The organism is Mesorhizobium yinganensis, assembly GCF_040081985.1.
Classification (GTDB): domain Bacteria; phylum Pseudomonadota; class Alphaproteobacteria; order Rhizobiales; family Rhizobiaceae; genus Kumtagia; species Kumtagia yinganensis.
This window is the reverse complement of record NZ_JBEBMH010000016.1, coordinates 18,687-32,490: the sequence shown is the minus strand read 5'-3', so window position 1 is coordinate 32,490 and position 13,804 is coordinate 18,687. Positions and strand designations below refer to the sequence as shown.

The 13,804-nt window shown below is 64.8% G+C and carries 10 protein-coding genes; 6 read left to right on the top strand and 4 right to left on the bottom strand.

Annotated features, from left to right (window positions below; genetic code table 11):
* Positions 1–12: 12 nt before the first annotated feature.
* Positions 13–3,165, bottom strand: coding sequence for an efflux RND transporter permease subunit (locus ABMA59_RS24170; RefSeq protein WP_349007960.1), 3,153 nt, complete (start codon positions 3,163–3,165; stop codon positions 13–15).
* A 4-nt stretch (positions 3,166–3,169) separates the two neighbouring features.
* Positions 3,170–4,348, bottom strand: coding sequence for an efflux RND transporter periplasmic adaptor subunit (locus ABMA59_RS24165; RefSeq protein ID WP_349007959.1), 1,179 nt, complete (start codon positions 4,346–4,348; stop codon positions 3,170–3,172).
* A gap of 382 nt (positions 4,349–4,730) precedes the next feature.
* Here ABMA59_RS24165 and ABMA59_RS24160 point away from each other — a divergent pair, with 382 nt between their 5' ends.
* Complete coding sequence (locus tag ABMA59_RS24160; RefSeq protein WP_349007958.1) at positions 4,731–6,935, top strand: calcium-binding protein; 2,205 nt, start codon at positions 4,731–4,733, stop codon at positions 6,933–6,935.
* Positions 6,936–6,954: 19 nt separating this feature from the next.
* Here ABMA59_RS24160 and ABMA59_RS24155 read toward each other — a convergent pair whose 3' ends face one another.
* Complete coding sequence (locus tag ABMA59_RS24155) at positions 6,955–7,737, bottom strand: IclR family transcriptional regulator (RefSeq protein WP_349007957.1); 783 nt, start codon at positions 7,735–7,737, stop codon at positions 6,955–6,957.
* A 229-nt stretch (positions 7,738–7,966) separates the two neighbouring features.
* On the opposite strand from ABMA59_RS24155, the gene ABMA59_RS24150 reads away from it, so the two are divergent.
* Genes ABMA59_RS24150 through ABMA59_RS24140 form a run of 3 tightly spaced genes read left to right on the top strand, consistent with a single transcriptional unit; the run spans position 7,967 to position 10,726 of the window.
* Positions 7,967–8,398: a VOC family protein gene (locus ABMA59_RS24150; protein ID WP_349007956.1), complete on the top strand. Its 432-nt coding sequence runs from the start codon at positions 7,967–7,969 to the stop codon at positions 8,396–8,398.
* A 1-nt stretch (position 8,399) separates the two neighbouring features.
* Complete coding sequence (locus ABMA59_RS24145; protein ID WP_349007955.1) at positions 8,400–9,551, top strand: iron-containing alcohol dehydrogenase; 1,152 nt, start codon at positions 8,400–8,402, stop codon at positions 9,549–9,551.
* Positions 9,548–10,726: a mandelate racemase/muconate lactonizing enzyme family protein gene (locus tag ABMA59_RS24140; RefSeq protein ID WP_349007954.1), complete on the top strand. Its 1,179-nt coding sequence runs from the start codon at positions 9,548–9,550 to the stop codon at positions 10,724–10,726. Before ABMA59_RS24145 ends, ABMA59_RS24140 begins: the two co-directional genes overlap by 4 nt.
* 20 nt (positions 10,727–10,746) lie before the next feature.
* On the opposite strand, the gene ABMA59_RS24135 is transcribed toward ABMA59_RS24140, so the two are convergent.
* Complete coding sequence (locus tag ABMA59_RS24135; RefSeq protein ID WP_349007953.1) at positions 10,747–11,184, bottom strand: VOC family protein; 438 nt, start codon at positions 11,182–11,184, stop codon at positions 10,747–10,749.
* Between the two features lie 223 nt (positions 11,185–11,407).
* Between ABMA59_RS24135 and ABMA59_RS24130 the strand changes: the two genes are divergently transcribed.
* Both ABMA59_RS24130 and ABMA59_RS24125 read left to right on the top strand, forming a co-directional pair.
* On the top strand, positions 11,408–12,535 hold the full coding sequence (locus tag ABMA59_RS24130) for a mannonate dehydratase (RefSeq protein ID WP_349007952.1): 1,128 nt from the start codon (positions 11,408–11,410) through the stop codon (positions 12,533–12,535).
* Positions 12,536–12,592: 57 nt separating this feature from the next.
* Positions 12,593–13,798, top strand: coding sequence for an ABC transporter substrate-binding protein (locus ABMA59_RS24125; protein ID WP_349007951.1), 1,206 nt, complete (start codon positions 12,593–12,595; stop codon positions 13,796–13,798).
* Positions 13,799–13,804 lie beyond the last annotated feature (6 nt).

The window sequence follows — 13,804 nt, the reverse complement described above, 5'->3', positions numbered from 1 at the left end:
GCTGCTTCCCGCTCAGCCCTCCGCCGGTTTCGTGGTCTCGGCAGGCTTCTTGCGCCGGAACAGCGAGCCGGTGCGCTCGCCGAGCAGACCGAACAGCACGTAGAGGCCGGGAATGACGAGAATGCCGACACAGGTTGCGGCAAGCATGCCGGCGACCACGGTGGCGCCCAGCGACACGCGGCTGGCCGCACCCGCCCCGGTGGCGATCACCAGCGGCACCGAGCCGAGGATGAAGGCCAAAGCCGTCATCAGCACGGCGCGGAAGCGCATATGCCCGCCCTCGATCGCGGCTTCCACGATGTGCTTGCCGGATTCGTGGCTTTCCTTGGCGAACTCGACGATCAGGATGGCGTTCTTCGCCGCCAGACCGATCAGCAAGACGAGCCCGATCTGGGCATAGATGTTCAGGCCCATTCCCATCGCCTTGATGCCGAGCACCGCGCCGAGCACCGCCACCGTCACCGAGGTGATGACCGCGAAGGGGATCGTCCAGCTTTCATATTGGCCGACAAGGAACAGGTAGCCGAACAGGATCGCCAGGCCGAACACGACGATCGTCTGGTTGCTGACCAGCGCTTCCTGATAGGACAGGCTGGACCATTCGAAAGCATACCCGGCCGGCAGCGAATTCGCAGCGACTTCGGTCAGCGCGTCCATCGCCTGGCCGGAGGAGATGCCGGGCGCCGGCGTGCCGTTGATCGTGGCGTTGGTGAACTGGTTGTAGCGCGTGAGCAGCGTCGGCTGCAGCGTCGTGTTGACCGTGGCGAAGGCCCGCACCGGCACCATCACGCCGGTGGAACTGCGCACATAGAGGTTCAATATGTCGTCGACGGTGCGGCGGTATTCCTGGTCGGCGGCGACATTGACCTGATAGACTTGGCCCAAAATGTTGAAATTGTTGACATAGGCCGAGCCGAGCTGCGCCTGCAGGGTGTTGAAGATGGTCGAGATCGGGATATTCAACCGCTCGGCGCGCACACGGTCGATGTCGAGGAAGAGGCCAGGTACATCGGAGGAAAAGGTCGAGTACGCCGAGCCGATCGCCGGATCCGCATTGGCTGCGACGATGAAGGAGCGCATGACCTGAGCGAGGTCCTGCGGCGACTGGCCGCCAAGCGCTTCGAGGCGGAAATCGAAACCTTCGGCGTTGCCGACGCCGGGGATCGCCGGTGGCGGAAAGGCTATGACGTTGGCCTCCACGAGGCCGGCGAACTGGCGGTTGAGGTTCGCATAAATGCCGCGGAGGCCGGTCTGCGGCGTCTTGCGCTCCGCCCACGGTTTCATGACGATCAGCGCAAGGCCGGCGTTGGGTTGCGAGGCGCCGGTGAGCAGACTGTAGCCGGACACGGTGACGACGTTGGCGACGCCGTCGATGCTTCGCCCGATGTCCTTGACCTTGTTGAGCACGGCCTGGGTGCGAGGCAGGGAGGCTGCATCCGGGAGTTGCACGTTGACGAAGAGGATGCCCTGGTCTTCGTTGGGTATGAACGCGGTCGGCGTCCTTGTGAACATCCAGTAGGCTGCGCCGCCGATCAGCACTACCAGCAGGCCGGCGACGAGCGAGCGCCGTGCCAGGAAGCCGGTGATGCCGGTATAGCCGTTGCGGGTGCCGTCGAGCCCTCTGTTGAACCATCGGAAAAGCCCGCGCGCCGGCTTGGGATGCCTGAGCACGGTGGCGCACAGCGCCGGGCTCAGTGTCAGCGCGTTGATCGCCGAGATGGTGACCGACGCCGTGATGGTGATGGCGAACTGCCGGTAGAGCTGGCCGGTGATGCCGGGCAGGAAGGCGGTCGGCAGGAACACGGCGATCAGAACCAGCGTGGTCGACACGATCGGCCCGGTGACCTGGCGCATGGCGATGCTGGTCGCTTCGGCGGGCGAGATGCCGGGCTGTTCCTCCATCACGCGCTGCACGTTTTCGACGACGACGATAGCGTCGTCGACGACAAGGCCGATCGCCAGGATGAGCGCGAACAGCGTCACCGTATTGGCCGAGAAGCCGAGCGCGAGCAGGACAGCGAAGACGCCGATCAGCGAGACCGGGATCGTCAGCGCCGGGATCAGCGTGGCCCGCCAGTCCTGCAGGAACACGAACACCACGATCAGCACGATGACGGCGGTGATGATCAGCGTGTGGATGATCTCGTCGATTGTAGCGCGCACGAAGTCGGTCGAATCGTAGATCACCTGATAGGCGACGTCGTCCGGAAAGCGGTCTTTCAACTGCTCGAGCTCGGCTTTGACCCCCGCGGCCACGCCCAGCGCATTCGAACCCGGCGACTGGTAGATCGCGATGGTGGCGGCTGGGGCGCCGTTGAGCTGGCTGACCGAACTGTAGGTCTGCGCGCCGAGCTCGATTCGGGCGATGTCGCGAACCCGGACTATGCCGCCGGCCGCGCTGGTGCGCACGATGATCCCGCCGAATTCCTCCGGACTGTCGAGCAGGCCGAGCGCTGTGATCGAATATTGCAGCACCTGGTCGTCGGGTATGGGCGGCGCTCCGATCAGGCCGGCGGCGGCCTGCACGTTCTGCTGCTGGATGGCGTTGGTGACGTCATCGGTGGTGATGCCGAGCGCGGCCATGCGCTCGGGGTCCAGCCAGATACGCATCGAGTAGTTGAGCGGGCCCATCAGCGTGGCCGAGCCGACGCCGTTGACGCGCGACAGCGGGTTGACGACGTTGATCTGCGCGAAGTTCGACAGGAAAAGCCCGTCATTCGTGCCCTTCGGTGAGAACACGTTGATGATCAGCAGGAAGTTGGGTTGCTGGGCGCGCACGTTCACCCCGAGGCGGGTCACGGCGGAGGGCAGTTGCGGCGTGGCCAGCGCCACGCGGTTCTGGACATTGACCTGGGCGATGTCGGGATCGGTTCCCACGCCGAAGGTCACCGTCAGCGTATAGGTGCCGGTCGAGCTGACGGTCGAGGCCATGTAGATCATGTCCTGGACGCCGTTGACCTGTTGTTCGATGGGCGTCGCCACCGTGTCCGCCAGCGTCTGGGCGTCTGCGCCCGGGTAGGTCGCCGTCACCTGCACGGTCGGCGGCGTGATGTCGGGATATTGCGCGACGGGGATGTTGAGCAGCGCGATGCTGCCGGCAAGCGTCATCAATATGGCGATCACCATCGCCAGGCGCGGACGTTGGATGAAGATGTCGGCGAACATTTCTTCAGTTCCCCGTCTCGGCGGGGGTCGGATTCACCACGACGCCGGCCTGTATCCTCTGGATGCCCGAGACGATGATCACCTCGCCGGCGACCAGTCCCGACTGGATCGACCAGTCGACGCCGACGCGCTGGCCGAGTGTGACGCGGCGGATGATGGCGCGGTTGCCGTCCCCGAGCACGAACACATAGGCGCCGTCCTTGTCCTGCTGGACGGCGGAGGCGGGAACGAGCGGGAGTTCCTCCGGTTGGCCAACTTGGACGCTCACGGACACAAACTGGCCGGGCACAAGCTGGAGATTGGGATTGGGGAACTCGGCGTAGACGGCGATCGTGCCGGTACTCGGATCGATCGTGTTGTCTATGAAACCGATCTTGCCGGGGTGCGCATAGGCGGTTCCATCCGAAAGCGTGAGGCTGGGCTGATAATTCTTGGTGTCGCCGGTGAGACCCTGGGCGTTCGGCTTCAGGGCGTTGACCACCTGCAAATACTCCCGGTCCGAGATCGAGAAGACCACGCGGATCGGATCGACTTGCACGACGGTGGCAAGTGTGCCGCTCGACGGCGAGACGAGGTTGCCGACGGTGATCTGAGCCTTGCCGATACGGCCGCTGATCGGCGTCTTCACGTCGGTATAGGACAGGTTGAGATCGGCGGTTCTCACCTGTGCCTGCGCCTGTGCGATCTGCGCCTGCGCCTGTCCCACCGACGCCGAGGCGGTGTCGCGGGTCGCGGTGGCCTGGTCGACGGTCGACTGCGGCACATCCTTGGTCCTGAGCAGGGCGACCTGCCTATCGAGCGTGATCTGCGCCTGCTTGAGATTGGCCTCCGCGCCGACTTCTGTTGCCTGCGCTGCCTGAAGCGTCGCCTGTGCGCCGGCGAGCGCCGCCTGGTAGGTGTCCTTCTCGATGCCGAAGGCGAGGCTGCCGGCTTCGACGTAGCTGCCTTCCTGGAAATTCACCGAATCGAGGAACCCTTCGACACGGGCCATGAGATTGACCTGCTGCACTGCTTGGACCGTGCCGACGAATTTACTCTGGCGTGTCACCTCGCCGAGCTTGACGGCCGCCGTCTGGACGGCGGCCGGCGGCTTTTCGCCTGTCTCCTGGGCCGACGCAGACCCGACAATGGCGCAGCACGCTGCCAGCACCAAGAGCGACGAACGCAATCCCGACAATGGCACGATCCCGGCCTCCCCATGAACAAGTCGAAATACTGCAATGACGGCAGGCGGTTAACAAAGCTTTTGGGCGGGACTGTAGGACAGGCTCGTGACAAGCGGTAGACCTCTCGCGGAAGATCGGCGGCGGCGGCAAACTTTGTCACGTGCCAAAGTGGCGGCGAGCACCGTAGGACGGCTTCCTTTTTCGCCTGGGCAGCCGCCAGCCTTATGCCGAACAATGTCAGGCGGGGCTGCCTTGCAGAATGACAGCGGCGGCATGCCGAGGGAATGAGGCGCGTGTCCCAGCGTTGTCTTAAAAGCAGTCCGTCTCGGCGGACGCTTGCCATGGCCTCGGCCGCTGCCGGATAATATCCGCAGATTCACCCCGGAGTCGGGCAGGCTCATGCCGATCGAACGCATAGGTCAGGACTTCATCGTCAACACCACCACGGCCGGCGCCCAGATCGTGCCAAAAGTCACCGGCCTCACCGACGGGCGTTTCCTGGTATCGTGGCGGTCCGATACTCCCGCCGATGGCCAGGACGTGTTCGGGCGGATATTCGAGGCCGACGGCAGTCCCTCCGGAGGCGATTTCCTGCTGAATGCGATCACCGGAAACAATCAGGTCCTGTCGACGGTCTCGGCGCTGCCGGACGGCCGGTTCGTCGCCATGTGGGCGTCCTTCGACACGGGCGACGGTTCGTCCTCCTGCATCCGCGCCCGTTTCTTCGATACCGACGGCGATCCGGAGGGCGTCGAGTTCGTCGCCAACTCCACCGCCGCCGCCAGCCAGACGCGGCCCGCGATCACACCGTTGGGTGACGGCCGTTTCGTGGCCACCTGGCAGTCCTACGACACCGGCGACGGTTCGGAGACCTGTATCCGCGCGCGGCTGTTCGAGGCCGACGGCAGCCCGGTGGGCGCCGATTTCATCGTCAATTCCACCGCTGCGGGTTCCCAAATAACGCCTGTCATAGGGACGCTCGCCGACGGCCGTTTCATGGTTTCCTGGACGTCTTCCGACGGCGGCGACGGTGCCGGAGAGTGCCTGCGCGCCCGGCTGTTCAACGCCGACGGCAGCACCGCCGGCAACGATTTTGTCCTCAACACGACGGCTGCCGGCGGCCAGACCAATCCGGGACTTGCCGTGCTCGCGGACGGCCGCGTGCTGGCGATCCTTGAATCCGACGACACCGCGGACGGCTCCTTCGGCTGCATCCGCGCGCGCTTCCTCGACCAGGACGGCAATCCTGCCGGCGACGATTTCATCGTCAACACCACGGTCCAGAGCAACCAGGCTGACCCAAAGGTGATCGCGCTGGCGGACGGGCGCGCGCTGGCCGTCTGGTATTCGGGCGACACCGGTGACGGCTCCAGCTATTGCGTGCGGGCGCGCCTCCTCAATGTCGACGGCAGCTTTTCCGGCGACGATTTCATCGTCAACACCATCTCCGCCGGCAAGCAGTTCAATCCGGCGGCGTCGGCGCTTTCCGACGGCCGCTTCGTCGTCACCTGGCAGTCCGAGGACGGCGGCGACGGCAGCGGCAGCGCCATCCGCGCCCAGATTTTCGATCCCACGACCTTTCACGGAACGGTGGAAAACGACACTTGGACCGGTGGCAATTTCGCCGACATGATTTCCGGCGGCGACAGTTCCGACACGTTGTCCGGTCTCGCGGGAAATGATGCCATCGACGGGGGAGCCGGGGATGACGTGCTCAACGGCGGCGCCGGCGCCGACACGATGACGGGCGGGTCAGGCAACGATGTCTTCTATGTCAACAGCCAGTCGGATGTGGCGGTCGAATTGGCCGGACAAGGCGCTGCCGACAGGATCACAGCTTCCGCCGACTATGCGCTGGCGCCCGGTGCGGAGATAGAACAACTGCGCACCACGTCCAGCGCCGGCAGCGCTTCGATCGACTTGACCGGCAATACGCTGAGCCAGACAATCACCGGCAATGCCGGCTTCAACGTGCTCAGCGACGGCGGCAAGGGTGCAAGCGACACCCTGATCGGCCTTAGCGGCAACGACACCTACCGCGTCTACAATTCCGGCGACCTCATCGTCGAAACCGCCTCCCAGGGCGCATCCGACCGGGTGATGGCGGCGCTGGACTATAAGCTCGGCACGGGCGTGCATGTTGAGGTGATGACCACCAACGGGACATCCGGAACATCCGGTATCGACCTGACCGGCAACGAACTCGCGCAGGCGGTCACCGGCAATGCGGGCGCCAACATCATCGACGGCAGGGGCGGCTCGGACACGCTGCGGGGCAGCAACGGCCAGGATTTATTTGTCTTTTCCACCGCGCCCGGCGCTGGCAATGTCGACACGCTTGCGGATTTCAGCGTGGCGGCCGACACGATCCGGCTGGAGAATGCCGTGTTCACGGCGCTGGGCCCGGCCGGCACGCTGGCGGCAACCGCCTTCTCTGCGAACGCGGCGGGCATTGCGCAGGATGCGGACGATCGCATTGTCTACGACACGGCGACCGGCGGCCTGTTCTACGATGCCGACGGCATCGGCGCGATGTCCGCCGTTCAGTTCGCGGCCATGGCGGCGGGGCTGTCGGTGACCAATGCCGATTTCGTCGTAATCTGAGGCGTTGCCGGGACGCCCCTCAATCCGGCATGGCCTGCGAAATGGTTTTGGCCATGTCGATCGCCGCCATGCGGATCTCCTCCATGCGGCTGGCTTCCGCGCCGGCCAGGAACGGCACGCTGAGCGCGCCCACGACCTTGCCGCCCGCCGCTATCACCGGCGCCGCGAAGGCATGGATGCTGGGAGCGTTCTCGCCTTTGTCCTGCGCCCAGCCGAGGCGTCTTATCTTCGCCAGTTCGGTGCGCAGCCGTTTCGGATCGGTCACGGTTTTGACCGTGTAGGCGATGAGAGGCTTGGCCAGCCACAATTCCAGTTCCGCCGGCGGCAGGTGTGCCAGAAGCAATTTGCTCGCCGCGCCGGCGTGGATCGGCATGCGCTGTCCAGGCGCGACGGTGAGGGCATATTCGCGCCGGCCCTGCGCGGTAGCCAATACCAGGATGCCCTCCTGGTCGATGACACTCAGCTTGATCCCCTCTCCCAGCTCGGCGGCGAGCTTGTCGAGGAAGGGCTGGGCGATTGCCGCCAGGTCGACCTCGCTGGCGCGCGAGGCGACATGCGCGGCGAGCGACAGCAGGCGGCGGCCCAGATGATAGGCGCCGTCGTCATCGCGGCGGACCATGCTGTGCTGCTGCAGCGAATTGAGGATGCGGTAGACGGTCGTGCGCGGCAGCCGCAAGGTTTGGGTCAGCTCGCGGATCGTCTGGCCGGCTTCGTGGTGAGCAAGCTCGCCAAGCACGTCCATCATCCTGTCGATGACCGGAATGGTGTGCTTGCTGGCCGCGTCCTCGGCGATGTCGTTCATCACAGCCCCTGCGGTTGACAATCCCGAGCCTGTCACTACCATAGGAAATTGAACTGTCAAAGTTCATATTTGGATAGGCAGCGAGCGGTCGTCCAAATTGGGCATGACAGAGCCGGGAGGAGTTTTGACCAATGACAGGGTGCAGGTTTGCCTCTCGCACCTGCGCCCGACATGCGCCGTGCAACGCTCCAGCTCCTCATCTCGAACAGCCATTCATAAGGCACATTTCATGCTGACCGTTTCATCGATCGCCCACGTCGCCATCCGGGTCAAGGACGTGGAAAGGACGCTCGATTTCTACATCAACAAGCTCGGTTTCGCCGAAATGCTGCGGCTCGATCGCGACGGCCGGCTGTGGCTGGTCTATCTGCGCATCACCGACGACCAGTATCTCGAAATTTTCCCGGAAGGCGAGGGCGAGTGGGCCGCTGAACGCGAGGCGGTGGGCTACAACCACATGTGCCTGTCGGTGCCGGATATCGAGCAGACCGTGCGCGAGCTCGACGCGGCGGGCATCGAGATGATCCGGCCGAAAGTGCTGGGCGCCGACGGCAACTGGCAGACCTGGATCGAGGATCCGGACGGGCACCGCATCGAACTGATGCAGATGATGCCGGACGCCATGCAGCCCGCCGCGATCGCGCGGATGACGGGGCTTTGACATGGCGCGCATCACCTATCTGACGGCCATCGATTTCGGACCGGGCGAACTCAAGTCGCTGCCGGCGGCGTTGGCCGAGCTGAAGCTTACGCGGCCGCTGCTGATCTCCGACTATGGGCTCGCCGCCTCGGGTCTCGTCGGCACCGTGGCAAAAATGCTGCCGTCAGGTGCTCCGGTTTTCCTCGACACGCCGACCAACCCGACCGAAAGTGCCGTGCAGGCAGCGCTCGACGTCTACCACGCGCAAAGCTGCGACGGCATCGTCGCGCTTGGCGGCGGATCGCCGATCGACCTCGCCAAGGGCGTGGCGCTGCTGGCGACCCATGCCGGGCCGCTGGAGCAGTACGCGGCCATCTATGGCGGCATCGAGCGCATTTCGGCAAGTGTCGCGCCGGTCGTCGCCATCCCGACGACGGCAGGAACCGGCGCGGAGGTCGGCCGTGCCTCGCTGCTGACGCTAGACGACGGCCGCAAGCTGGGTTTCATCAGCCCGTATCTCATCCCGCGCCGCGCCATCTGCGATCCCGAACTGACGCTCGGCCTGCCGCCCTATCTCACCGCCGCGACCGGTCTCGACGCGCTGTCGCATTGCATCGAGACGCTGTTTTCGCCGCGCCAGAACCCGCCTGCCGAGGCGATCGCGCTGGACGGCGCCGGGCGGCTCTGGCGAAACCTGCCGAAGGCTTTTGCCGACGGGTCCGACCTCGCGGCGCGCGGCGAGGTGATGATGGGCGCGCTGCATGGCGGCCTGTCGTTCCAGAAAGGACTCGGCGCCGTGCATTCGCTGAGCCACGCGCTGGGTGGGCTGAAGGATTTGAAGCTGCATCACGGCACGCTGAACGCGATCCTGATGCCGATCGTCGTGCGCTTCAACGCCGCCCATGTCGGCGACAAGCTGGCGCGGCTGAAGGCGGCGATGGGACTGCCGGCGGAAGCCGATCTTGCATCGGAACTGGAAGCGCTCAATCGACGCTTTAATCTCCCGTCCGGCCTCGCGGCGATGGGTGTTTCTCCAGCGCAATTCGACTGGGTCATCGAGCGGGCTCTGGCCGATCACAGCCACGCCACCAATCCGCGCGTCGCCTCGGCTGAGGACTATCGCGCCATGCTGGAAGAGGCTTTTGCCGAGACTGCCGCCAAGGACGCATTATGAAGATCGTCGCCCAAAAGGTGTTCATCGCGAATGTCTCGCGCACCAATTTTGTGTTCGTGAAACTATACACGGACGACGGCATCGAGGGTGTCGGCGAGGCGACGCTGGAGTGGAAGACCAAGACCGTCGTGTCGGCGCTCGAGGAACTCGAGCGGGTGCTGGTCGGCCGCGACCCCTTCGCGGTCGACGCGATCATCGAGCAACTGCATCGCGACAGCTATTGGCGCACCGGCGCGGTGTTCCGCACGGCGCTGGGCGCCATCGAGGCCGCACTGCTCGATATCAAGGGCAAGGCGCTTGGCGTGCCGGTTTTCGAACTCTTGGGCGGCAAATTCCGCGATCATGTCGACTGCTACGCCAATCACTGGTTCTTCGGCGCGACGACCCCGGAAGAATATGCGGCCAAGGCGCGCGCCGGGGTCGCGATGGGCTACAAAGCGCTGAAATGGGACCCCTTCGACGTCGCCCACCTGGAAATGGACCGAAAGCAGCGGCGGCAGACGATCGAGATCGTCGAGGCGGTGCGCGACGCGGTTGGGCCGGACATTAATCTGATGCTTGACGTGCACGGGCGGCTCAACGTGCCGACGGCAATCGCCATGTGCAAGGCGCTGGCGCCGTTCGACCTGACCTGGATCGAGGAGCCGACGCCGCCGGAGAGCATCGACGCGCTGGCCGATGTGCGCGCCCACAGCCCGGTGCCGATCGCCGCCGGCGAGCGTTTTTACGAGCCCGCAAAATTCCTGGAGGCCCTGTCGAAGAAGGCGGTCGATATATTGCAGCCGGACGTGTCGCATGCCGGTGGCATGGGCGAGACCAAGCGCATTTCCCATGTGGCGCATACGCATCTGATCCCGGTCGCGCCGCACAATCCGGTCGGTCCCGTGATGAACGCCATGACGCTGCACATGTCGGTGGCGATCCCGAATTTCTCGGTGTTCGAGACGGTGTCTGTCGACGTGCCGTGGCGCAAGGAATTGGTGCGCGAGACGCTGCAGTTCCGCGACGGCACAATTCTGGCGCCGACCGCGCCGGGGCTTGGCGTCGAACTGATCGAGGAAGCCTGCGCGCGTTTTCCTTACGAGGCGACCAATGTGCCGCTGTTCGATGGATCGATGAACACCAGCGGCGTTGCGACCGGTGCACAGACGTTGTCGGGCGGGACCGAGCGCTAACCGGCGGCAACGCCGGTGTATCAGCCCAGTTCCTGGGCGAGACCGATGAGCAGTCCTTCCGGGCCGCGGATGTAGCAGAGCCGGTACACCTCTTCATAGTCGACGACATCGCCTACGAGCTCCGCGCCGCGCGTGCGGAGCCTTTTTAGCGTCTCGGCGATGTCGTCCACGGTGAACATGACGCGGAGGTAGCCGAGCGCATTGACCGGGGCGTTGCGGTGATCGGCGACGACCGCCGGCCTGAGGAAGCGCGAGAGTTCCAGCCGGTTGTGGCCGTCCGGCGTGCGCATCATCGCAATCTCGACATGCTGATCGCCAAGTCCGGTGACGCGTCCGGCCCATTCTCCTTCGATCGTGGCCTGCCCTTCGAGTTCGAGGCCGAGTTCGCGAAAGAAATCGATCGTCGCGGCGAGGTCCTCGACGACGATGCCGACGTTGTGCATCTGCTTGATCGCCATGCTTTCCGGTCTCCAAGGTGTCGGTCCCGCCGCCAGCCCGTTTTCAAACGTCTCTGAGGTGGGCGGCGCATCGAAATTCCAACCGGGACACTAGCACCGCAACTGCGCGGTTGACAGGCAGGGTCATTGCCGTCATAGTTATCAATAGAATTGGAAGAGTTCAAATATGAACTGATGGGCGAAGAGCCGGCGCCAATCCGGAGGAGCTACACGGAGGATGGTGTTGCGGGTCGGACTTTCGCTGCATGGCGCCTCGCTGAGCGAGCAGGGCGCGCGTTTCGCGGCCCAGCTCGGCGTGCGCGATGTGGTTGTCCATCTCACCAACTACACGCGCAACGCCGATGGCTCGGCCTATCTTGCCGGTGGCGTTGGACCGGTCAACGGCGAGTGCATCGACGCGCCGCTGTGGAGCTACGACTATATGGCCGGCATGGTCGCTATGCTTGCACGCCATGGACTGAGCGTCGCTGCGATGGAAAACATCTCGCCGAATTTCTGGTCCGACATCCTGCTCGATGGGCCGCGCAAGCTGGAGCAGATGGAGGCGATGAAGAGCTTGGTGCGCGACGCCGGCCGCGCCGGCATTCCGGTCATCGGCTACAATTTCTCGCTGGCCGGTGTCTGGGGCTGGCAACGCAAGCCGATCGCCAGGGGCAGCGCGGTGACCGCGGTGTTTGCCGCCGATGAGATCGACATCGACAGCCCGCTGCCTGACGGAATGGTTGGCAACATGCGTTACCGCCAAGCGGAGGCGGGCGCGGCTGCGCAGACGGTGGACGAGCCGACGCTGTGGGCGCGGCTCGAATGGTTCCTGAACGAACTGGTGCCCGTGGCGGAAGAGGCAGGCGTGCGGCTGGCCGCCCATCCCGACGATCCGCCGGTCGAGCGGCTGCGCGGCACCGCTCGGCTGGTCAACAGCCACGCCAAATACGACCGGCTGCTGGCCATCGCGCCGAGCCGGGCTAACGCGCTGGAATATTGCGTCGGCTCGCTGGCCGAAATGCGCGAGGGCGACGTCTACGAGACGACGCGGCGTTTCGCGCGCTCGGGCGCCATCGCCTATGTCCATTTCCGCAACGTGCGCGGCAAGGTGCCGAACTATGTCGAGACCTTCGTCGACGACGGCGACGTCGACATGGCCGAGATCGTGCGTGTGCTGCACGAGGAGGGTTTTGACGGCGTGCTGGTGCCGGACCACGTGCCGGACCTCGACTGCGCTGCTCCCTGGCATGCCGGCCATGCCTATACGGTCGGTTACATGAAGGCGCTGGTGGCGCATGCGGCCGCGCTGTCTGCGGCGCGCCCGGCAGCACCTGTCCGCAATCCTGCAATTGCCGCCGTGGCGCGGTAACGACGATCCGGCCGGCGGGCCGGGCGCGACGCTTGTGTCGCATGGGAGGAAATGACGATGAGACTGAAGACGACAGCATTGCTCGGCGCTGCCATCGTGGCGCTTTCGGCCGGCATGGCATTCGCCGGCGAGGTGACCTGGTGGACGCCGAATTTTAATGAAGCACGTGCCAAGACGCTGGTGGAGAAATTCCAGGCGGCGCATCCGGACATCACGGTGAAGCTGGAGGTCACCACCACCGACGGCCTGCCGCAGCGCGTGCTGACCGCGCTTCAGTCGGGTGCCGCGCCCGACATCGTCGACGTGCAGCATGGCTGGGTGAACGGCTACGCGCAGAACAAGCTGGTGCTGCCGCTGGACGACGTGCTGAAGGACCGCGAGGACTATATCCCGGCAGCCCTTCAATACGTCACCTGGGACAACAAGCTCTGGGGCATTCCCTACCGCATCGAGACGCATGCGGTGATCTTCAACAAGGGCGACTTCACCGCCGCCGGGCTCGATCCGAACAAGCCGCCGCAGACCTGGGACGAACTGGTCGCGGCTGCTGAAAAGCTATCCGTCAACGGCAAGTCGGGTTTCGCCATCACCGGCGGCGGCGAGGTCGGCAACACCATCTTCCGTTCGCTGCCGTTCATGTGGATGGTCGGCGGCGGCATCATTTCCGACGACGGCAAGAAGGTGCTGGTCAACACGCCCGAGAGCGTCAAGGCGGTGACCTTCTACACCGATTTCTTCAAGAAGAAGCTATCGCCGGCCTCCACGCTGGAGAATGACGGCACCGCCAACCGCCGCCTTTTCATCGCCGAGAAAGTGTCGATGTATCAGTCCGGCCAGTTCGACGTCCCGTCGATCCGCAAGGAGAACGACAAGATCGATGTCGGCGTCATGCCGATCCCGCATCCGGAAGGCGGCAAGACCGCCGCGATCCTCGGCGGCTGGAGCCTCGTCGTTCCGTCATCGGCAAAGAACCCCGACGACGCCAAGACCTTGATCGGCTTCCTCGCTGAGTCGGAGAACCAGGCGGTGCTGACCGACACGTTCCCGGCGCGCATCTCGGCCATGAAGGCGGAACGCTTCAACGATCCGATCCTGCAAGTGTTCAAGGAGATGCTGCCCTACGGCCGCCCGGTGCCCGCGCATCCGAACTGGGTGCAGATCAGCCAGGCCTATTTCGACGGCATCCAGCGCATCCTGCTCGGCGACGAGGACGTGCAGAAGGCCATGGACGGCGCCGCCGCCGAAATCGAGCCGCTGCTGTAACCAGAG